General features: G+C 46.6%; 17 protein-coding genes, 4 tRNA genes and 1 pseudogene. 16 read left to right on the top strand and 6 right to left on the bottom strand.

Features of this window, described 5'->3' with window-relative positions; all coding sequences use genetic code 11:
- Positions 1 to 69: 69 nt before the first annotated feature.
- Entirely contained in the window at positions 70 to 1,479 is a 1,410-nt protein-coding gene (glnA, locus tag AC6I8Y_RS15885) for a glutamate--ammonia ligase (RefSeq protein WP_042478804.1), read from the bottom strand.
- 510 nt (positions 1,480 to 1,989) lie between these two features.
- Between glnA and typA the strand changes: the two genes are divergently transcribed.
- The gene (gene typA / locus AC6I8Y_RS15880; RefSeq protein WP_498020528.1) at positions 1,990 to 3,822 is read left to right on the top strand and encodes a translational GTPase TypA; all 1,833 of its coding nucleotides are present in this window, start codon (positions 1,990 to 1,992) and stop codon (positions 3,820 to 3,822) included.
- A gap of 66 nt (positions 3,823 to 3,888) precedes the next feature.
- Here typA and AC6I8Y_RS15875 read toward each other — a convergent pair whose 3' ends face one another.
- Both AC6I8Y_RS15875 and AC6I8Y_RS15870 read right to left on the bottom strand, forming a co-directional pair.
- Entirely contained in the window at positions 3,889 to 4,842 is a 954-nt protein-coding gene (locus tag AC6I8Y_RS15875; RefSeq protein WP_498021429.1) for an IS3 family transposase, read from the bottom strand.
- Entirely contained in the window at positions 4,728 to 5,075 is a 348-nt protein-coding gene (locus tag AC6I8Y_RS15870) for a helix-turn-helix domain-containing protein (RefSeq protein WP_498020144.1), read from the bottom strand. The genes AC6I8Y_RS15875 and AC6I8Y_RS15870 overlap by 115 nt, the downstream gene beginning before the upstream one ends.
- Before the next feature lie 9 nt (positions 5,076 to 5,084).
- On the opposite strand from AC6I8Y_RS15870, the gene AC6I8Y_RS15865 reads away from it, so the two are divergent.
- The gene (locus AC6I8Y_RS15865) at positions 5,085 to 5,240 is read left to right on the top strand and encodes a hypothetical protein (protein ID WP_498020145.1); all 156 of its coding nucleotides are present in this window, start codon (positions 5,085 to 5,087) and stop codon (positions 5,238 to 5,240) included.
- A 264-nt stretch (positions 5,241 to 5,504) separates the two neighbouring features.
- Here the strand turns inward: AC6I8Y_RS15865 and pssA are convergent, their stop codons facing one another.
- Both pssA and AC6I8Y_RS15855 read right to left on the bottom strand, forming a co-directional pair.
- Positions 5,505 to 6,845, bottom strand: a complete 1,341-nt coding sequence (pssA, locus tag AC6I8Y_RS15860; protein WP_498020526.1) for a CDP-diacylglycerol--serine O-phosphatidyltransferase — start codon at positions 6,843 to 6,845, stop codon at positions 5,505 to 5,507.
- A gap of 90 nt (positions 6,846 to 6,935) precedes the next feature.
- Positions 6,936 to 7,367, bottom strand: a complete 432-nt coding sequence (locus AC6I8Y_RS15855) for a GNAT family N-acetyltransferase (protein ID WP_394154668.1) — start codon at positions 7,365 to 7,367, stop codon at positions 6,936 to 6,938.
- A gap of 60 nt (positions 7,368 to 7,427) precedes the next feature.
- On the opposite strand from AC6I8Y_RS15855, the gene murB reads away from it, so the two are divergent.
- Positions 7,428 to 8,462: a UDP-N-acetylmuramate dehydrogenase gene (gene murB / locus AC6I8Y_RS15850; RefSeq protein WP_498020525.1), complete on the top strand. Its 1,035-nt coding sequence runs from the start codon at positions 7,428 to 7,430 to the stop codon at positions 8,460 to 8,462.
- Positions 8,459 to 9,415, top strand: a complete 957-nt coding sequence (gene birA / locus AC6I8Y_RS15845) for a bifunctional biotin--[acetyl-CoA-carboxylase] ligase/biotin operon repressor BirA (RefSeq protein ID WP_498020524.1) — start codon at positions 8,459 to 8,461, stop codon at positions 9,413 to 9,415. Before murB ends, birA begins: the two co-directional genes overlap by 4 nt.
- A 50-nt stretch (positions 9,416 to 9,465) precedes the next feature.
- Here birA and coaA read toward each other — a convergent pair.
- Positions 9,466 to 10,390, bottom strand: a pseudogene (gene coaA, locus AC6I8Y_RS15840) (type I pantothenate kinase).
- A gap of 209 nt (positions 10,391 to 10,599) precedes the next feature.
- Between coaA and AC6I8Y_RS15835 the strand changes: the two are divergent.
- From AC6I8Y_RS15835 to rpoB, 12 genes are all read left to right on the top strand, one after another.
- A tRNA-Thr gene (locus AC6I8Y_RS15835) sits at positions 10,600 to 10,675 on the top strand.
- 48 nt (positions 10,676 to 10,723) lie between these two features.
- Positions 10,724 to 10,808, top strand: a tRNA-Tyr gene (locus AC6I8Y_RS15830).
- A 35-nt stretch (positions 10,809 to 10,843) separates the two neighbouring features.
- Positions 10,844 to 10,918, top strand: a tRNA-Gly gene (locus AC6I8Y_RS15825).
- A gap of 13 nt (positions 10,919 to 10,931) precedes the next feature.
- Positions 10,932 to 11,007 (top strand) — tRNA-Thr (locus AC6I8Y_RS15820).
- Positions 11,008 to 11,143: 136 nt separating this feature from the next.
- Positions 11,144 to 12,328, top strand: coding sequence for an elongation factor Tu (tuf, locus tag AC6I8Y_RS15815; RefSeq protein WP_498020523.1), 1,185 nt, complete (start codon positions 11,144 to 11,146; stop codon positions 12,326 to 12,328).
- A gap of 302 nt (positions 12,329 to 12,630) precedes the next feature.
- Positions 12,631 to 13,008 (top strand): preprotein translocase subunit SecE, encoded by a 378-nt coding sequence (secE, locus tag AC6I8Y_RS15810; RefSeq protein ID WP_042478967.1) that lies wholly within the window; start codon positions 12,631 to 12,633, stop codon positions 13,006 to 13,008.
- Between the two features lie 13 nt (positions 13,009 to 13,021).
- Complete coding sequence (gene nusG / locus AC6I8Y_RS15805) at positions 13,022 to 13,570, top strand: transcription termination/antitermination protein NusG (protein WP_103882680.1); 549 nt, start codon at positions 13,022 to 13,024, stop codon at positions 13,568 to 13,570.
- A gap of 188 nt (positions 13,571 to 13,758) precedes the next feature.
- Complete coding sequence (gene rplK / locus AC6I8Y_RS15800; RefSeq protein ID WP_112460208.1) at positions 13,759 to 14,187, top strand: 50S ribosomal protein L11; 429 nt, start codon at positions 13,759 to 13,761, stop codon at positions 14,185 to 14,187.
- 4 nt (positions 14,188 to 14,191) lie between these two features.
- The gene (gene rplA / locus AC6I8Y_RS15795) at positions 14,192 to 14,893 is read left to right on the top strand and encodes a 50S ribosomal protein L1 (RefSeq protein WP_042503215.1); all 702 of its coding nucleotides are present in this window, start codon (positions 14,192 to 14,194) and stop codon (positions 14,891 to 14,893) included.
- Positions 14,894 to 15,149: 256 nt separating this feature from the next.
- A complete protein-coding gene (rplJ, locus tag AC6I8Y_RS15790; RefSeq protein ID WP_096995134.1) occupies positions 15,150 to 15,644 on the top strand; it encodes a 50S ribosomal protein L10 in 495 nt (164 codons plus the stop codon).
- A gap of 59 nt (positions 15,645 to 15,703) precedes the next feature.
- The gene (gene rplL, locus AC6I8Y_RS15785) at positions 15,704 to 16,072 is read left to right on the top strand and encodes a 50S ribosomal protein L7/L12 (protein WP_031493851.1); all 369 of its coding nucleotides are present in this window, start codon (positions 15,704 to 15,706) and stop codon (positions 16,070 to 16,072) included.
- A gap of 250 nt (positions 16,073 to 16,322) precedes the next feature.
- Entirely contained in the window at positions 16,323 to 20,348 is a 4,026-nt protein-coding gene (rpoB, locus tag AC6I8Y_RS15780) for a DNA-directed RNA polymerase subunit beta (RefSeq protein ID WP_394153085.1), read from the top strand.
- Positions 20,349 to 20,374 lie beyond the last annotated feature (26 nt).

Raw genomic sequence — 20,374 nt, 5'->3', positions numbered from 1 at the left:
TGCGAGGCGAGCCTAATAATTATGAAAACATGTAACGTATACAGGTCTATCTACTAAACAAAGTGTTTATTAAACAGAGTAGTATAGTTCGAACTCAAGTGGGTGAGTTGTCATGTTTACTTTCTCTACGTCTTGAGACTTAAGGTCGATGTAAGAATCGATAAAGTCATCAGAGAATACACCGCCAGCAGTTAGGAACTCACGGTCAGCGTCTAGGCACTCTAGCGCTTCTTTTAGTGAGTAAGCCACTGTTGGGATCTCTGCCGCTTCTTCAGCTGGTAGATCGTAAAGGTCTTTATCCATCGCTTCGCCTGGGTGGATCTTGTTCTTGATACCGTCAAGACCAGCCATAAGCATTGCAGCAAAACATAGGTATGGGTTCGCTGATGGGTCACCGAAACGTAGCTCGATACGACGTGCTTTCGGGCTTGGTACCACTGGGATACGGATAGAAGCAGAACGGTTACGTGCAGAGTATGCAAGCATAACTGGTGCTTCGAAGCCTGGTACAAGACGCTTGTACGAGTTAGTTGATGCGTTAGCAAATGCGTTGATTGCTTTAGCGTGCTTGATGATACCACCGATGTAGTAAAGCGCCATTTCAGATAGGCCGCCGTACTTGTCGCCAGCGAATAGGTTAACACCGTCTTTCGCTAGAGATTGGTGAACGTGCATACCAGAACCGTTGTCACCTACTAGTGGCTTAGGCATGAATGTTGCCGTCTTACCAAATGCGTGAGCAACGTTGTGTACAACGTACTTGTAAACTTGGATTTCGTCCGCTTTCGCTGTTAGCGTGTTGAAACGAGTTGCGATTTCGTTCTGACCCGCAGTTGCTACTTCGTGGTGGTGAGCTTCAACGACTTGACCCATTTCTTCTAGAACTAGACACATTGCAGAGCGGATGTCTTGAGAAGAGTCAACTGGAGCTACTGGGAAGTAACCACCTTTAACGCCAGGACGGTGACCTTTGTTACCGCCTTCGAAGTCTGTACCTGTGTTCCAAGCTGCTTCTACGTCATCGATCTTGAAGAATGAACCAGACATGTCTGTTGCAAACTTAACGTCGTCGAATAGGAAGAATTCTGGCTCTGGACCAACTAGAACAGTATCAGCGATACCTGTTGAACGTAGGAAGTCTTCAGCGCGCTTAGCGATTGAACGTGGGTCACGGTCGTAGCCTTGCATAGTTGCAGGCTCTAGGATGTCACAACGAATGTTCAGAGTCGCATCTTCAGTGAATGGGTCAAGAACCGCGCTTGCTGCGTCTGGCATCATCACCATGTCTGACTCGTTGATGCCTTTCCAGCCAGCAACAGAAGAACCGTCAAACATTTTACCTTCTTCAAAGAAGTCTGCGTCTACTTGGTGAGCAGGGATAGAAACGTGTTGTTCTTTACCCTTAGTATCTGTAAAGCGTAGATCTACGAATTTAACTTCGTTCTCTTGGATCAGCGATAGAACATTTTCTACTGACATCTTGGAAAACCTCCAGTGTTATTAAAGCGGTTAAGTGCACGATTAGTGTTAATCGGCATTGATTAACGTCTGCTCATTGAAGTGCGTTAATCGATGCTGATTCTAGTAAAGCTAAAACCGTGCCAAAAAATAAATCCTTTATTTTTCAATGCTATGAAAAACTTAGTCCCAAATTGGAGCAAACGTTTGCACCAAAATGATCATTGATTGCACCATAAGTGTGCAATGTTAAATTATTGCACCAAGTTGAATCAAATAGCCCATACATTCAGCATGGTTTTGGCGCGCCTGTCAACCGATACCTTTTCATGACGTTTCATGTTGCGCAGTTTTGGTGAAACCCAGGTTTTCCCTCTCTATATGCAGCAAAAGCAGTGTAAACCGACTATGTTTAAGCAAGATTTCAACGAAGAAGATCACAACTCTCGATATTTCTGGTATATTGCGGGCGTTTTTTTAATCGAGTCAGCGGCTATCGTGCGGCGACTCTTGACTGAGTGAAAGAAATCTATGTCAACTCCACAGATTGATAAGTTAAGAAACATTGCGATTATCGCGCACGTTGACCACGGTAAAACTACCCTTGTTGACAAGCTGCTTCAGCAATCCGGTACTCTTGAGTCTCGCGGTGAAACTGAAGAGCGAGTTATGGACTCGAACGATATTGAAAAAGAGCGTGGTATTACCATTCTTGCTAAGAATACCGCGATCAACTGGAACGACTACCACATCAACATCGTAGATACTCCGGGACACGCGGACTTCGGTGGTGAAGTAGAGCGTATTATGTCGATGGTAGACTCAGTACTACTTATCGTTGACGCAGTAGACGGTCCAATGCCACAAACGCGTTTCGTAACGCAAAAAGCATTCGCGCACGGTCTTAAGCCAATCGTTGTAATCAACAAGATTGACCGTCCGGGTGCTCGTCCTGATTGGGTTATGGATCAAGTATTCGACCTATTCGACAACCTAGGTGCTTCTGACGAGCAGCTAGACTTCCAAGTGGTTTACGCATCGGCACTAAACGGCTGGGCTACGCTTGAAGAAGGCGAAGAAGGCGAGAACATGGAAGCACTATTCCAAGCTATCGTTGACAACGTAGAAGCACCAGCAGTCGACCCAGAGGGTGCATTGCAGATGCAGATCTCTCAGCTAGACTACAGCTCATACGTCGGTGTTATCGGTGTAGGCCGTGTAACTCGCGGTACGGTTAAGCCTAACCAACAAGTAACTGTTGTCGGCGCTGACGGTAAGACTCGCAACGGTAAAGTCGGTACTATCCTTGGTTACCTTGGCCTTGAGCGTCACGAAGTTCAACAAGCAACGGCGGGCGACATCATCGCTATCACGGGTCTTGGCGAGCTAAAAATCTCTGACACTATCTGTGCTCAGGGTGAAGTTGAAGCGCTACCAGCACTGTCTGTTGATGAACCAACAGTTACCATGACCTTCCAAGTAAACACCTCTCCATTCGCAGGTAAAGAAGGTAAGTTCGTGACTTCACGTAACATCCTTGAGCGTCTAGAGAAAGAATTGGTACACAACGTTGCACTGCGTGTTGAGCAACTTGACGATCCAGACAAGTTCCGTGTATCAGGTCGTGGTGAGCTACACCTATCTATCCTTATCGAAAACATGCGTCGTGAAGGCTTCGAGCTAGCGGTTTCTCGTCCTGAAGTTATCATCAAAGAAGAAGATGGTCAGAAGCAAGAGCCATACGAAACAGTAACTATCGACGTAGTTGAAGAGCACCAAGGTAGCATCATGGAAGCTATCGGTCTTCGTAAGGGTGAGCTAACTGACATGGCTCCAGATGGTAAAGGCCGTATCCGTATGGACTTCATGATGCCATCTCGTGGTCTAATCGGTTTCCAAACTGAGTTCATGACACTAACGTCTGGTTCTGGTCTTCTATACCACACGTTCGATCACTACGGTCCATTCAAGGGCGGTGAGATCGGTCAGCGTGTAAACGGTGTACTTATCTCGAACGGTGCTGGTAAAGCGCTAACTAACGCACTGTTTAACCTGCAAGAGCGCGGCCGTATGTTCATCGGTCACGGTGTTGAGGTTTACGAAGGCATGGTTATCGGTATCCACAGCCGCGACAACGACCTAACGGTTAACCCGCTTAAAGGTAAGCAGCTAACTAACGTTCGTGCATCTGGTACAGATGACGCACAGGTTCTTACTCCGCCAATAATCATGACTCTAGAGCAAGCGCTTGAGTTCATCGACGATGACGAGCTAGTAGAAGTAACACCTGAAAGCATCCGCATCCGTAAGAAGTTCCTATCGGAAAGCGACCGTAAGCGTGCAAGCCGTGAAGCTAAGTCTTAATTGATTTAGGTGAGATGTGAAAAAACCAGCCGAGATGAAGTGACCCCATAAAGTTGGACATTTCTGTTATGCGGCTTGTAAGGCCTGATTTCGATATTCCATCGGAGTCAGGCCTTTTAGTTTCACTTTGATGCGCTTTGTATTGTAATACTCGATGTATTCATCAATTTGTTCGATTAAGTCATCCGCATCTTCAAAGTGCTGATTATGGTACATTTCTGTTTTCAGCAAGGCAAAGAAGTTCTCTGCCACCGCATTATCCAAACAGTTTCCTTTTCGCGACATACTTTGAGTTAACCCCCTGTCAGCGAGAGTTTTCTGATATTTCCTATGCCTATATTGCCACCCTTGATCGCTATGAACGATTGGCTTTGAGTTCTCATCTAAAGTCGCAACTGCCTCTGTCAGCATGTCTGTGACCAGAGGTAAGCACGCGTTTTTTGCAACCTTATAAGCGACGACTTCCTGCGTAAACAGATCGACGATTGGTGATAAGTACACCTTCTGCTGCTTAACTTTAAACTCAGTAACATCCGTTACCCACTTTTCATCAGGCTTCGTTGCATTGAAGTCCCGCTCAAGCACATTTGGTGCGGTTGTTCCTGCCTCTCCCTTGTATGAGCTGTATCGCTTGGGCCTAACCGTTGATTTTAGGCCAAGTAACCTCATCAGACGTTGGACTGTCTTGTGGTTAAGAGTGACGTTACGCCTCCTTAACTCGAGGTGAATGCGACGATAGCCATATCTCCCTTTGTGGTCATGATATATTTTCTCGATCAACTGCTTCTCATCTTGATAGCTATCGGCGGCGTTGCTCGACTGCGCGTGATAATAGAAGCTACTTCTCGCTAACTTAAGGGTATGCAAGAGATGTTGTTGTAGATGTTGATTTCTAAGAGCTAGAACTACTTTCGTTTTTTCTGTGTTCGACGACGTTTCTCCTGTTCCAGCTCCTCTAACTTTTTTAAGACAGCGTTCTCTGCTCGCAAGTACGCTAACTCCTCTTTGAGTTCTTCCAATGTCTTCTCATCATCGTGCTTATCTTGAATAAAGGGGTGCTTACTCATTGTTGGTCGTCCTTTGCTACACTCAAGCCCCTGGATACCATCTCTTTCGTATTGTTTGAGCCAAACGGAGAGAGTGCCAGGAGACGAAAAATTCAGTACCGCACTAGTGTGGCCGACAGACCAACCATTCGTCCACATGTGTTTTAAGGCTTGCAGTTTGGTTTGTGCGTTCTTTTGCAAACCCATGAGGCATAAATGCTTGAGCACCATGAATATCAAGCACTTGAGCCCAGTAACGTATTTGACGTGATGGTATGGAATGAAGACGAGAAAGCTCACCGGATGAACTCTCGCCTTGTAGATATTGTTTTGCTATCGAGCATTTTAATGCTCTGCTGTACTTGGACATAAAAAAGACCCCCAATAATTGGTGTCCAACTATTGGGGGTCAGTTCAAGAGGCTGGTTTTTTTTGTGTTTGGGGTTTGGGTTGAGTCTAGGGTTTTTATTTGAGTTTCGAGTTTACCCCCTCTAGCTCCCCCTATCTAGGGGGAGAACTACAGGCTAGCTCCTATCGTCGCATCGCTGTCTTAATTTACAATGGCTACGCGCCAGCGAGCCAGTCGTTCCTCCCCTTACTAAGGGGAGGCTAGGAGGGGTAAAGCTCTTTAATCTCTTAAAGCAACTGCTTCAAAACCCGATCAGCCCTAACCCGAGTAATCTTCTTCAATAACTTCTGCACCGGCAGCGGATAGTTCTCAACCTTCTCCAACTGCTTATAAGTACAAATCAGCTGAGTATGCTCAAGAATATTCTCAATCTCAGCATCAAACTTATCAACTAGGTGCGAGTAGTGATCCTGAATCAGAATCGCGTTCTCGAGATCTAGGCTCCAAGCGCGTGGGTTCAGGTTGTTTCCTGTGATCAGCATATAACGCTTATCTACCCAAATACCTTTCAAGTGGAAGCTGTTGTCATCGTGCTTCCAAAGACGGATGCACAGATTACGGCTTGCGATGTGCGCTTCGTTGGCTTTGGCGAAACGACGTAGATTCATTTCATACAGATAAGGCAGACCACCAATGGTCTTAAAGTCTTCTTCTGGTGAAATGTAGAAATCGTTAGCCGTCTTGTCACCGACGATGATACGCACTTTTACACCGCGCTTTAATGCGCGCTTGATCTCTTTAGCGACCGATTTAGGGAAGTTAAAGTAAGGCGTACAAATAAAAATCTCGTCCTTGGCGCTTGCCAGAAGCTGATTGATGCTCTGGTTTAGCTTGTTGCGTCGCTTACCAATGCCCACGATCGGCGTGACGGACACCTGGTGTTCATTAGCAGGCTCAGCATCGAATTCATAACGAGCTTGGGATAGTGAGCCACGCAGTTGGCGGATCTCGGCTTTGATTTCTTTGGTGGTCGGCTTCTTTGGTAGCGAGAGATCATTAACCGCAGGGTTAGCGATCATCTCTGAAGCGACAAAGTTCGCCATACTGTCGGCAAGCCTTGGATTCTCAAGCACGTGATAGCGGTCAAAACGGTAACGGTCTTGGTAGTTCAAGTAGATGTTATTGAGGCTAGCGCCGCTATAAATTACCTTGTCATCGACGATAAACCCTTTAAGGTGCAAAACGCCAAACACCTCTCGACCACGAACAGGAATGCCGTATACAGGGACGGCATGTTCGTATTTCTCGCGAAACTCACGGTACATCACTGCATTGCCATCGGATTGTTTAGCGCCAATAAGGCCACGCTGAGCGCGATGCCAATCAACACAGATTGCGATATCTAGGGCAGGGTTGTTCTGTTTCGCCTGATAAAGCTCAGTCAAAATCTGGCGACCTGCCTCATCATCTTCTAAATACAGTGCGACTAGGTAGATTCTTGACTTTGCTTCGCGTATCGCTTGAATTAAATATTCGCGATAGTCGCTGGCGGAGAGCAAAACATCGAGCTTGCTCGGATCCTGTGCGATAGAGGGAAGCTGTTCAAAAGAGTTCCTAAAAGCCATCATGTAGAGACTGTACCTTTGGTCATTGCAAAATTGCGAACCTAGAATTTTACCAAACTCTTGCCCCAAATGGGTAGTAAACCGTTGATAAGTTTAACGGGGATCAATGTAACGCATTGCTAACAGCGATTTCCCACCGCTAATGTAGCGAGAAAACAGTTGCTTAAGCGGATTTGGTAATGAATCCTCGTTTATGGTTTCAAAGCCATGTTGTGAGTAAAAGCGTTCAAGGTGTGACAAAGCGAAGCAGTAGTCTCCGTCTTTGAGTTCACCTTGCTCTAAATGCGTCATCAATTGGTGGCCGAGACCAGCGCCACGCTGTTCCGGTAAAACCAGCATGCCGGTCATCAGTCGGTAATGCTCAATTGTTCGAAAGCGCACCAGTGCACTGAGCGATTGATTGCGACTTAAAGTAAGAATGCGTTCGTCGCTTTTTGGCTTACCCGCGGGGTAGTGCGCTTTGTAGAGTTTCTTTGCTATTGGCAGCTTTATTGGGTCAAGCACACCGAAATTTAACGTATCCATAGCCAATACGGATTTCAAAAAGGATAGAATAGCGGCAGTGTAAGCCATCAATCGACGCCCATGCAAATTCAAAACAATGCCCAGCTTCGCCCGTACCATACCTTTGGTATCGACCAACAATGTCATGTCTTGGTTGAGGTCCATTCAGTCGAGGACCTTATTGCGGTTTATCAACGCCCAGAATGGTTAGCTTTGCCAAAGCTTATGCTCGGCAAGGGCAGCAATATGCTGTTTACCACACCGTTTGAAGGTGTAGTCATTATCAATCGCTTACGCGGTATCGATGTGAGTGAGACCGACGGGCAATATCATCTGCATGTCTCAGGTGGGGAAGATTGGCCGAGTTTGGTCGAATGGTGTGTCGAGCATAACTACGCGGGCATCGAAAATCTCGCCCTGATCCCTGGCTGCTCAGGCAGCGCACCCATCCAAAACATTGGCGCGTATGGGATTGAGCTTAAAGATGTTTGCAGCTACGTCGACTACCTTTGCTTAGAAACCTTTGAGGTGAAAAGGCTGACGCGTGAGGCGTGTCTATTCGGCTATCGCGATTCGATTTTCAAACATCAGCTTAAAGATAAAGCCATTGTTACTGCAATAGGATTAGCGCTTGATAAGAAGTGGCAGCCAAATCTGAGTTACGGTCCGCTGCAATCACTAGATCCAACCACAGCAACGCCCAAAGCCGTGTTTGATATTGTCGTTAAGGTGCGTCAGGAGAAGCTTCCCGATCCCAAAGTGACGGGCAATGCCGGTAGCTTTTTCAAAAATCCGATCATCAGCCGCGAGCAATATGATGCGCTCAAAGCACAGTTTGAGGCTTTGGTGGCGTATCCAGCTGATAAAGGTATGAAGCTTGCTGCGGGATGGCTGATTGATCAGTGTGGTCTCAAAGCGCATCAAATTGGCGGTGCTATGGTTCATCCCAACCAAGCTCTTGTATTAGTCAATCACAGCGGAGCGAGTGCTCAGGACATTGTTGAACTTGCGGCATTTGTTCGTCAAAGTGTCTTAAACAAGTTTGGCGTAGAGCTTGAACATGAAGTTCGCTTTATGGGCGCGCAACATGAAGTTTATTTGAAGGATTTGCTATGAAAGAACATCAAATGAAGCTGGCAATCCTAAATCAGCTATCAAAAGGCGGCTTTCACTCGGGGGAAGCGCTTGGTGAACAGCTTGGGATCTCGCGCGCTGCGGTCAGCAAGCACATCAAAGGCATCCAACAGTGGGGTGTGGATATCTTTCGCGTGCAAGGCAAGGGTTACCAATTGGCTCAACCTATGGAGCTGTTATCGGAGCAAGTCATTGGTGAAGCGCTGACAACACCGTTTGAGCTGATCCCAATTATCGACTCGACCAATCAATACTTACTCGACAAACAGGATTTACTCGATTCGGGCAGTGTGTGTATTTCCGAGTACCAAGCCAAAGGGCGTGGTCGCCGAGGTAGACAGTGGGTGTCACCGTTTGGTAGCAATCTCTACCTTTCGATGTATTGGCGTTTAGAAGCCGGAATGGCAGCGGCAATGGGCCTAAGCCTTGTCGTTGGCGTGGCGATTGTCGAAGCGCTGCAAAGCTTGGGAATCAATGGCGTTAAGCTTAAATGGCCGAACGATCTCTACTATCAAGATAAGAAGCTTGCGGGCATTCTCGTTGAAATGTCCGGTCAAGCGGGTGGGGCGGCGAATCTAGTGATTGGTATGGGTATGAACCTGAACATGAGTGAGCAGGTGACCGGTATCGACCAACCATGGACCTCTCTTAGTGAAGTTGCCGATAAACCGTTTAGCCGTAACGAGTTAGTGGTGGCGTTTATCAAAGCGTGGCACGCCGCACTGGAAGACTACGAACTGCGTGGCCTGCACGGCTTCGTTGAGCGTTGGAATCAGCATGATAACTTCCTTGAAAGAGAGGTGAAGCTGATTATGGGGGTTCGAGAAGTTAAAGGCATCGTCAAAGGTATTGATGCTACGGGCGCTGTGCTGTTAGAAACCGAGCGCGGGGTCGAGGCATACGTCGGTGGTGAAATATCGCTAAGAAAAGCCTGATCTGAGATTATTGAAGCATCGGCTCGCAACAGTCGATGCCAAATTAGCGACTATTTTCTTAGGTACACCGTCTCAACGCTGTGATCCGCACCCTTTTGCAAAATCAACTGCGCACGCTCTTTCGTCGGCAATATGTTCTCTTCTAGGTTCAAGCCATTAATCGATGCCCAAATAGATTTCGCTTTAGAGGTCGCTTCGGCTTCGGTGAGCTGAGTGTAGTGGCTAAAGTAAGAGCCTGGCTTAGTGAACGCACCCTCACGGAATTTCATAAAGCGGTTTACATACCACTGCTCAATTTGCTCACTGTCGGCATCCACGTACAGTGAAAAATCCAAGAAGTCAGAAATAAACACACGATGTGGGTCGTGCGGATAGTCCATACCACTTTGCAATACGTTTAGCCCTTCAATGATCAGCACATCCGGTAGATCAACGATTTTCTGCTCTTCGGTAATATCGTAAGTAATGTGTGAGTAGACAGGGGCTTGGACATTGCGTTTACATGCCTTAACGTCCGAGACAAACTGCACCAAGCGGCGCATGTCGTAGGATTCAGGAAAGCCTTTTTTTACCCATCAGCCCTTTTTCCAATAGCGTTTTGTTGGGATACAGAAAACCGTCAGTGGTGATGAGTTCCACTTTCGGGTGGTTATCCCAGCGGCTTAATAACGCCTTGAGTAGACGCGCAGTGGTGCTTTTGCCAACGGCGACACTACCAGCGATACCAATAACAAAGGGTGGGGTGTGCTCACTGTTTCCGAGGAACTCACCGAGTACCGAGTTACGACGCTGCCTTGCTGCGACATAGAGGTTAAGCAGTCGAGAGAGCGGCAGGTAAACATCAGTGGCTTCTTGCATGGTTAGCTTTTCATTGATGCCCTGAAGCTCTTTTAGGTCTTCTTCTGTGAGTGTCATGGGTACGGCGTTACGAAGCGCTGACCATTGCTCTCGACTGAATGACATAAAGGGACTCATAGGTAACCTAACCATGGATTAAAGTGACTGAGTGCTGAACATACCTGAAGCAAGCGATAAATCAAATAATTCATGCAACCAGGTCACGCTAATTCCCCGAAATGTGTACAAAAAGTCGTCAAACAAAAAGAATGTGGTGAAAATCGGATTTTTTTTTAATTTAACGGTTGCATCCACAAGATTCATTCAATAGAATGCGCTCCACTTATGCCGACTTAGCTCAGTAGGTAGAGCAACTGACTTGTAATCAGTAGGTCACCAGTTCGATTCCGGTAGTCGGCACCATTTTCACTTTGCCTAGGGCAATGATGACGAAAATGGTAAGTAAAATTTGGGGGGGTTCCCGAGTGGCCAAAGGGAGCAGACTGTAAATCTGCCGGCACTGCCTTCGATGGTTCGAATCCGTCCCCCCCCACCATATTCTTTAGGGAATAGCTCTCAGAGTTACGTGTTGCGGGCATCGTATAATGGCTATTACCTCAGCCTTCCAAGCTGATGATGCGGGTTCGATTCCCGCTGCCCGCTCCAACTCATTTAGAGTGCTGATATAGCTCAGGTGGTAGAGCGCATCCTTGGTAAGGATGAGGTCGGCAGTTCGAGTCTGCCTATCAGCACCAGCTCTCAAAGCAATTTTCCTTTTGATACTTTCTTTCGCCTAAACTATGTTTATTGGTTGAAAGAAGCTTTATTACCAAGATTTTTTGGTTGCGTGGTCTTCAAAGCCACCTAAATCCGTACCTAGAGGGACAACTCATGTCTAAAGAAAAATTTGAACGTACGAAACCGCACGTAAACGTTGGTACTATCGGCCACGTTGACCACGGTAAAACAACTCTAACAGCTGCAATCTGTACTACTCTTGCAAAAGTGTACGGCGGTGAAGCGAAAGACTTCGCATCTATCGATAACGCTCCAGAAGAGCGTGAGCGCGGTATCACAATCGCAACTTCTCACGTTGAGTACGATACTCCAACTCGTCACTACGCACACGTAGACTGTCCAGGACACGCGGATTATGTTAAGAACATGATCACTGGTGCTGCACAGATGGACGGTGGTATCCTTGTAGTTGCTGCAACTGACGGCCCAATGCCTCAGACTCGTGAGCACATCCTACTAGGCCGTCAGGTTGGTATCCCATACATCATCGTATTCATGAACAAATGTGACATGGTTGACGATGAAGAGCTTCTAGAGCTAGTAGAAATGGAAGTTCGTGAACTTCTATCTGAGTACGAATTCCCAGGTGATGACCTACCAGTTATCCAAGGTTCTGCACTAGGCGCACTAAACGGCGAAGAGCAGTGGGAAGCGAAAATCGTTGAACTAGCTGAAGCACTAGACTCTTACATCCCAGAGCCAGAGCGTGCAGTAGACCAACCGTTCCTACTACCAATCGAAGACGTATTCTCGATCCAAGGTCGTGGTACTGTTGTAACTGGTCGTATCGAGCGTGGTATCCTACGCGTAGGTGACGAAGTAGAAATCGTAGGTATCAAAGAGACTACAACTACTACTTGTACTGGTGTTGAGATGTTCCGTAAGCTTCTTGACGAAGGTCGTGCTGGTGAGAACGTTGGTGCACTTCTACGTGGTACTAAGCGTGACGAAGTTGAACGTGGTCAAGTTCTTGCAGCTCCTGGTTCAATCAACCCACACACTAAGTTCGAGTCTGAAGTATACGTACTTTCTAAAGACGAAGGCGGCCGTCATACTCCGTTCTTCAAAGGCTACCGTCCACAGTTCTACTTCCGTACAACTGACGTAACTGGTGACATCTCTCTACCAGACGGCGTAGAAATGGTAATGCCTGGCGACAACATCCAAATGAAAGTTGAGCTAATCGCTCCAATCGCAATGGATGAAGGCCTACGTTTCGCTATCCGTGAAGGTGGCCGTACAGTAGGTGCTGGTGTTGTTGCTAAGATCTTCGACTAATTCTTAGAATTGTCGCAAGCTCTGGGAAAATCTTTGAATAAGATTTGACTAAGCAATGCTAAAAAGGGCATCATTTGATGCCCTTTTTCTGCGCTACTATTTATAGGGGCGCATAATTCACTCAATGACTGCTCAAAGAGTGAATGAATAAAGGATTTATAAGGGTTGAGTTGGAAAGCGATTTCTACCTGAGCCCTTGCATAATGTGTTGGTTTGACTCAAATTTTACCAGCATTAAAGGAATAAGCCCTGCAGCAGCGGGGTTGTTGTCGTCTAGTTAAGACTTGTCACAGGTTGGTTTTATGAAAGCAAACGCTGAAACTCCTGATAGCTCAAATGCAGCAGATGTAATTAAGTGGATCGTCGCTTTTGCGCTGCTAGCCGCCGCTGTTGTGGGTAATTACCTGTACGGAGAGCTGTCTGTAGTTCTTCGCGCTGCAGGTGTGGTTGTATTGATTGCCGCGGCACTTGGTGTTGCAGCTACAACAACAAAAGGTAAGGCAGCTATCACGTTCGCACGTGAAGCACGCGTAGAAGTTCGCAAAGTGGTTTGGCCAACACGCCAAGAAACAATGCAGACTACGCTGATTGTCCTTGCAGTAAGTATTGTAATGGCGCTTGCGTTATGGGGTATCGACGGCATTATGGTCCGTCTTGTTGCGTTCATAACCGGGTTATAGAGGGTGTTAATTCATGAGTGAAGCTCCGAAAAAACGCTGGTACGTAGTTCAAGCCTTTTCTGGTTTTGAAGGACGTGTGGCTCAGTCTCTTCGCGAACATATCAAAATGCACGCAATGGAAGAGTACTTTGGTGAAGTGCTAGTACCGACTGAAGAAGTTGTGGAAATGCGCGCAGGCCAACGCCGTAAAAGCGAGCGTAAGTTCTTCCCAGGCTACGTTCTTGTTCAGATGATCATGAACGATGAGTCTTGGCACCTAGTACGTAGTGTACCGCGTGTCATGGGCTTCATTGGTGGTACCTCTGACCGTCCAGCACCTATCACAGATAAAGAAGCTGACGCTATTCTGAATCGTCTAGAGAAAGCTAGCGAAGCTCCACGTCCAAGAACGATGTTCGAAGCGGGCGAAGTGGTACGTGTTAACGAAGGTCCGTTTGCTGACTTCAACGGTACTGTTGAAGAAGTGGATTACGAGAAGAGCCGCCTGAAAGTGTCTGTATCGATCTTTGGTCGTGCAACACCAGTTGAGCTTGAATTCGGTCAAGTTGATAAACTTGATTAATACTCATTTTTTAAAGGCTTAGGTCTTTAAAAACGAGAGTATAAAAAAACACCATTTTAGGGTTGTTAAAGGCGCGAATTATGCTTATAATTTCGCGCCTTTTTACAGTAATGACTGTAGAAAGTTTTTTCAAAACACGGGGAGCTCTCCCATTCGGATAGCGCTTGAACCCAAAATTAGGAAATATCATGGCTAAGAAAGTTGAAGCTTATATCAAACTGCAAGTTGCAGCTGGTATGGCAAACCCAAGTCCACCGGTTGGTCCTGCTCTAGGTCAACACGGTGTGAACATCATGGAATTCTGTAAAGCGTTCAACGCAAAAACAGAATCTATTGAGAAAGGTCTACCGACTCCAGTAGTAATCACTGTATACAACGACCGTTCTTTCACGTTCGTAACTAAGACTCCACCTGCTGCTGTTCTTCTTAAGAAAGCTGCTGGCGTTAAGTCTGGTTCAGGTCGTCCTAACACTGAAAAAGTGGGTACAGTAACTGACGCTCAAGTACAAGAAATCGCAGAAACTAAAGCTGCTGATATGACTGGTGCTGACATCGAAGCGATGAAGCGTTCTATCGCGGGTACTGCTCGTTCAATGGGCCTAGTGGTAGAGGGTTAAGATCATGGCAAAACTTACTAAGCGTATGCGCGTAATCCGCGAAAAAGTTGACGTAACTAAAGAATACGAAATCAACGAAGCTGTAGCTCTTCTTAAAGAACTAGCAACTGCTAAATTCGTTGAGTCTGTAGACGTTGCTGTTAACCTAGGCATCGATGCTCGTAAATCTGACCAGAACGTACGTGGTGCAACTGTACTACCTCACGGTACTGGCCGCGAAATCCGCGTTGCAGTGTTCACTCAAGGTGCAAACGCTGAAGCAGCTAAAGAAGCTGGCGCAGACATCGTAGGTATGGAAGATCTTGCTGAGCAAGTTAAGAAAGGCGAAATGAACTTCGACGTAGTTGTTGCTTCTCCAGATGCAATGCGTGTTGTTGGTCAACTAGGTACTATCCTAGGTCCTCGCGGTCTTATGCCAAACCCGAAAGTTGGTACTGTAACTCCTAACGTTGCTGAAGCGGTTAAGAACGCTAAAGCTGGTCAGGTTCGTTACCGTAACGACAAGAACGGCATCGTACACACTACCATCGGTAAAGTGTCTTTCGAAGCTAACCAACTACAAGAGAACCTAGAAGCTCTACTAGTTGCGCTTAAGAAAGCGAAGCCGTCTTCAGCGAAAGGTACTTTCCTGAAGAAAGTAAGCATCTCTACTACTATGGGTGCTGGTGTTTCTGTAGATCAATCTACACTAAACACTCAAGCTTAATTGCTTGCATAGGCGCGAAATTCTTGTATAATTTTGCGCCTATCAAAATTTGTGGTTGAGGCTGAAATCCTAGTGATTTGAGTCTCCATCCAAGACCGTAGGCGTTCTGTAAAGAACTTAATACTACCTACGTAGATGGTGCCAGATAGAAAGGAAGTTGAGCGTAACGTTTATCTTTCTTCTGGAAAGCACCGTATGAACTCCCAAAATCGCGAAGATTTCGGGTGGTGTAAAAACAACCAGGAGTAAATCCAAGATGGCTTTAAACCTTCAAGACAAAAAAGCAATTGTTGCTGAAGTCAACGAAGCAGCCAGTGGTGCACTTTCTGCAGTTGTAGCTGACTCTCGTGGCGTTGAAGTTGGCGCAATGACTTCTCTACGTAAACAAGCGCGTGAAGCGGGCGTTTACCTGAAAGTTGTGCGTAACACTCTAGCACGCCGTGCGGTTCAGGGTACTGACTATGAGTGTCTAACTGACACTTTCACTGGTCCTACTCTAATCGCGTTCTCTAACGAGCACCCAGGTGCTGCAGCGCGTCTTTTCAAAGACTTCGCTAAAGAGAACAAAGAATTCGAGATCAAAGCTGCTGCATTTGAAGGCGCGGTTACTGATGCTGAAGTACTAGCGACACTACCAACTTACGACGAAGCTATTGCACGCCTAATGATGTGCATGAAAGAAGCTTCTGCAGGCAAGCTGGTACGTACTATCGCTGCACTACGCGACCAGAAGCAAGAAGAAGCTGCTTAATCAGCTTGCTTTTTACTGGTTGCAAAATAAACTTATTGTTGACTTAAAAGAGAATTGTTATGTCTATTACTAACGAGCAAATCCTAGACGCAGTTGCAGAAATGTCTGTAATGCAAGTTGTTGAGCTTATCGAAGCTATGGAAGAGAAATTCGGCGTATCTGCTGCAGCTGCTGTTGTAGCTGGCGGTGCTGCTGGTGGCGAAGCTGCTGCTGAGCAAACTGAATTCGACGTAATCCTAACTGCTGCTGGCGGTAACAAAGTTGCTGTTATCAAAGCGGTACGTGGCGCAACAGGTCTAGGCCTTAAAGAAGCTAAAGGTCTTGTAGACTCAGCTCCAGCACCTCTAAAAGAAGGCGTTGACAAAGCTGAAGCTGAAGCTCTTAAAGCTCAGCTAGAAGAAGCTGGTGCTTCTGTTGAAGTTAAGTAATTATTGCTTAATTTCTTAGCCGAATAGGCTAATGGCTGGTGGTTTATTGACCACCGGCCTTTTTGCGCTGTAGGGCATAGATGAATTTTCCCGCTGTTTAAGCGTCTATGCACCAAGCAAAAAACGTTGTCTCGACGCTAGAGTCAACGTCACTACAGTAAACAGTTGTTAGTCACTGCCCCATACTCCACCTTAAGTAACTAGGATGGAAGGGCAGTTTGGGTCACTTATCAGCGAGCTGAGGAACCCCATGGTTTACTCTTATACCGAGAAAAAGCGCATCCGTAAGGACTTTGGTACTCGTCCACAAGTTTTGGACATTCCATACCTGCTATCGATCCAGCTTGATTCGTTCGACAAATTCATCGAACAGGATCCAGAGGGTCAATACGGACTTGAAGCTGCGTTTCGTTCTGTATTCCCAATTCAGAGCTATAACGGCAACTCTGAGCTGCAATACGTTAGCTACCGTCTTGGTGAGCCAGTATTTGACGTTAAAGAATGTCAAATTCGTGGCGTTACGTATTCAAAGCCACTACGCGTAAAACTACGTCTAGTTATCTTTGATAAAGACGCACCAGCAGGTACCGTAAAAGACATTAAAGAACAAGAAGTCTACATGGGCGAAATTCCGCTTATGACAGACAATGGTACCTTCGTTATCAATGGTACCGAGAGGGTTATCGTATCCCAGCTGCACCGAAGCCCAGGCGTGTTCTTCGACAGCGATAAGGGTAAGACTCACTCTTCAGGTAAAGTTCTTTATAACGCACGTGTTATTCCTTACCGTGGTTCATGGCTCGACTTCGAGTTTGACCCGAAAGATAACCTGTACGTTCGTATCGACCGTCGTCGTAAACTACCAGCATCGATCATTCTTCGTGCACTAGGTAAGTCTACGCAAGAAATCCTCGATATCTTCTTCGAAAAAGTAAACTTCGAAGTTAAGGACCAAACTCTACTTATGGAGTTGGTGCCTGAGCGTTTACGTGGTGAGACTGCTTCTTTCGATATCGAAGCAAACGGCAAAACTTATGTTGAGACTGGTCGTCGCGTTACTGCTCGTCACATCCGTCAACTAGAAAAAGATGGCGTTGAGTTCATTGAAGTACCTGTCGAGTACATCGTAGGTAAAGTAGCTTCTCAAGACTACATCAATGAAGCGACAGGTGAGATCATCGTTGGTGCAAACCAAGAGATCAGCCTAGAAGCACTAGCGAACCTATCTCAGGCAGGCGTTAAGAAACTAGAAGTTCTATTTACGAACGATCTAGACCACGGTCCGTTCATGTCTGACACTCTACGTGTCGACAGCACGGTAGACCGCATCTCTGCACTGGTAGAAATCTACCGCATGATGCGCCCTGGTGAGCCGCCAACAAAAGAAGCTGCAGAAGCACTATTCGAAAGCCTATTCTTCTCTGAAGAGCGTTATGACCTATCGACTGTTGGTCGTATGAAGTTTAACAGCTCTATCCTACGTGAAGATGCTCTAGAACAGGGTACGCTGGATGAGACTGACATCATCGAAGTGATGAAGAAGCTTATCGCGATCCGTAACGGTATCGGTGAAGTTGATGATATCGACCACCTAGGTAACCGTCGTATCCGTTCTGTAGGTGAAATGGCTGAGAACCAATTCCGTGTTGGTCTTGTACGTGTTGAGCGTGCAGTGAAAGAGCGTTTGAGCCTAGGTGATCTTGATGCAATCATGCCTCAAGACCTGATCAACGCGAAGCCTATCTCTGCGGCAGTTAAAGAATTCTTCGGTTCTTCACAGCTATCTCAGTTTATGGACCAGAACAACCCGCTTTCAGAAGTAACGCACAAGCGTCGTATTTCTGCATTGGGTCCTGGTGGTCTAACTCGTGAGCGTGCTGGCTTCGAAGTACGTGACGTACACGTAACTCACTACGGTCGTCTATGTCCTATCGAAACGCCTGAAGGTCCGAACATCGGTCTAATTAACTCTCTATCAGCATTCGCGCGCTGTAACGAGTACGGTTTCCTAGAAACTCCGTACCGCCGCGTTGTTGATGGTGTAGTAACTGACGAAGTTGATTACCTATCAGCAATCGAAGAAGGCCAATTCGTTATCGCTCAGGCTAACGCTGCGCTAACGGAAGAAGGCTCTTTTGCTGACGAGCTAATCACAGCACGTCAAAAAGGTGAATCTGGTCTTCACCCACGCGACCATGTTAACTACATGGATGTTGCAACAAACCAAGTAGTATCTATCGCTGCATCGCTTATCCCGTTCCTAGAACACGATGATGCGAACCGTGCATTGATGGGTGCGAACATGCAACGTCAGGCTGTTCCAACACTTAAGGCTGATAAGCCTCTAGTTGGTACTGGTATCGAGCGCAACGTAGCGGTTGACTCTGGTGTTACAGCAGTAGCTAAGCGTGGCGGCAGCGTTCAGTCTGTAGATGCTTCTCGTATCGTTATCAAAGTTAACGAAGACGAGCTGATCCCTGGCGAAGCAGGTATCGATATCTACAACCTGACTAAGTACACGCGTTCGAACCAGAACACTTGTATTAACCAGCGCCCAACCGTACTACCTGGCGAGCCAGTAGCACGCGGTGACGTTCTTGCTGATGGTCCTTCAACAGACCTTGGTGAGCTAGCGCTTGGTCAAAACATGCGTATCGCGTTCATGCCTTGGAACGGTTACAACTTCGAAGACTCGATCTTAGTATCTGAGCGCGTAGTTCAAGAAGACCGCTTCACGACTATCCACATCCAAGAGCTATCTTGTGTGGCACGTGATACTAAGCTGGGCTCTGAAGAGATCACAGCGGATATTCCAAACGTAGGTGAGTCTGCTCTGTCTAAACTAGACGAGTCAGGTATCGTTTACATCGGTGCTGAAGTTAAGGGTGGCGACATCCTAGTTGGTAAAGTAACGCCTAAAGGTGAAACTCAGCTAACTCCAGAAGAGAAGCTACTACGTGCGATCTTCGGTGAAAAAGCATCTGACGTTAAAGATACTTCACTACGTGTACCTAACTCTATTTCAGGTACCATCATTGACGTTCAAGTCTTCACTCGCGATGGCGTAGAGAAAGACAAGCGTGCTCTAGAAATTGAGCAAATGCAGCTGAAAGAAGCGAAGAAAGACCTAACTGAAGAATTCCAGATTCTTGAGGGTGGCCTTCTAAACCGTGTTCGCGCTGTACTACTTCAAGGTGGTTACTCTGACGCTAAACTAGATACTATCGATCGTAAGAAGTGGCTAGAGCTAACGCTAGAAGACGATGCAATGCAAACTCAGCTTGAGCAACTTGCAGAGCAGTACGACGAGCTAAAAGCAGACTTCGATAAGAAGTTTGAAACTAAGCGTCGTAAGATCACTCAAGGTGATGATCTAGCGCCTGGCGTTCTTAAGATTGTTAAAGTTTACCTAGCGGTTAAACGTCGTATCCAGCCTGGTGATAAGATGGCGGGTCGTCACGGTAACAAGGGTGTAATCTCTAAGATCAACCCTGTTGAAGACATGCCTTACGATGAGAAAGGTCAGCCTGTCGACATCGTACTTAACCCACTGGGTGTACCTTCGCGTATGAACATCGGTCAGATCCTTGAGGTTCACTTAGGTCTGGCAGCGAAAGGTATCGGTGACAAGATCAACCAGATGGTAAAAGAGCAGCAAGAACTAGCGAAATTCCGCGAATTCCTGCAGAAGGTTTACGATCTAGGTGGTACTCGTCAGAACGTTGATATTGCATCACTGTCTGATGACGAAGTACGTACTCTGGTTAAGAACCTACGTGGCGGTCTACCGATTGCTACACCTGTCTTTGACGGTGCGTCTGAGAAGTCTATCAAAGAACTTCTAAAACTGGGTGACCTACCAGAATCTGGTCAGCTAACTCTGTTTGACGGTCGTACTGGTGATGCGTTTGAGCGTCCTGTAACTGTAGGTTACATGTACATGCTGAAACTAAACCACCTTGTTGATGACAAGATGCACGCTCGTTCAACTGGTTCGTACAGCCTAGTAACTCAGCAACCACTTGGTGGTAAAGCTCAGTTCGGTGGTCAGCGTTTCGGTGAGATGGAAGTATGGGCACTAGAAGCATACGGTGCTGCATATACGCTTCAAGAAATGCTAACGGTTAAGTCTGATGACGTTAACGGCCGTACGAAGATGTACAAAAACATCGTCGATGGTAACCACAGCATGGAACCTGGCATGCCAGAATCGTTCAACGTACTGTTGAAAGAGATCCGCTCGCTAGGTATCAACATCGAGCTAGAAGACGAATAATCCCTCTGGATTATCTGGTAGAAAAG

The sequence above is a fragment of the Vibrio sp. KUL78 genome, from assembly GCF_059725505.1.
This window is presented reverse-complemented; position numbering and strand designations above follow the sequence as displayed.

Bases quoted from the DNA above. Each gene is read 5' to 3' on its own strand.
- rplL (WP_031493851.1), top strand. From the start codon at position 15,704: ATGTCTATTACTAACGAGCAAATCCTAGACGCAGTTGCAGAAATGTCT.
- pssA (WP_498020526.1), bottom strand. From the start codon at position 6,845: ATGATGGCTTTTAGGAACTCTTTTGAACAGCTTCCCTCTATCGCACAG.
- rpoB (WP_394153085.1), top strand. From the start codon at position 16,323: ATGGTTTACTCTTATACCGAGAAAAAGCGCATCCGTAAGGACTTTGGT.
- murB (WP_498020525.1), top strand. From the start codon at position 7,428: ATGCAAATTCAAAACAATGCCCAGCTTCGCCCGTACCATACCTTTGGT.
- nusG (WP_103882680.1), top strand. From the start codon at position 13,022: ATGAGTGAAGCTCCGAAAAAACGCTGGTACGTAGTTCAAGCCTTTTCT.
- secE (WP_042478967.1), top strand. From the start codon at position 12,631: ATGAAAGCAAACGCTGAAACTCCTGATAGCTCAAATGCAGCAGATGTA.
- birA (WP_498020524.1), top strand. From the start codon at position 8,459: ATGAAAGAACATCAAATGAAGCTGGCAATCCTAAATCAGCTATCAAAA.
- rplJ (WP_096995134.1), top strand. From the start codon at position 15,150: ATGGCTTTAAACCTTCAAGACAAAAAAGCAATTGTTGCTGAAGTCAAC.
- rplA (WP_042503215.1), top strand. From the start codon at position 14,192: ATGGCAAAACTTACTAAGCGTATGCGCGTAATCCGCGAAAAAGTTGAC.
- rplK (WP_112460208.1), top strand. From the start codon at position 13,759: ATGGCTAAGAAAGTTGAAGCTTATATCAAACTGCAAGTTGCAGCTGGT.
- glnA (WP_042478804.1), bottom strand. From the start codon at position 1,479: ATGTCAGTAGAAAATGTTCTATCGCTGATCCAAGAGAACGAAGTTAAA.
- AC6I8Y_RS15865 (WP_498020145.1), top strand. From the start codon at position 5,085: ATGCTTGAGCACCATGAATATCAAGCACTTGAGCCCAGTAACGTATTT.
- tuf (WP_498020523.1), top strand. From the start codon at position 11,144: ATGTCTAAAGAAAAATTTGAACGTACGAAACCGCACGTAAACGTTGGT.
- AC6I8Y_RS15855 (WP_394154668.1), bottom strand. From the start codon at position 7,367: ATGGATACGTTAAATTTCGGTGTGCTTGACCCAATAAAGCTGCCAATA.
- AC6I8Y_RS15870 (WP_498020144.1), bottom strand. From the start codon at position 5,075: ATGGGTTTGCAAAAGAACGCACAAACCAAACTGCAAGCCTTAAAACAC.
- typA (WP_498020528.1), top strand. From the start codon at position 1,990: ATGTCAACTCCACAGATTGATAAGTTAAGAAACATTGCGATTATCGCG.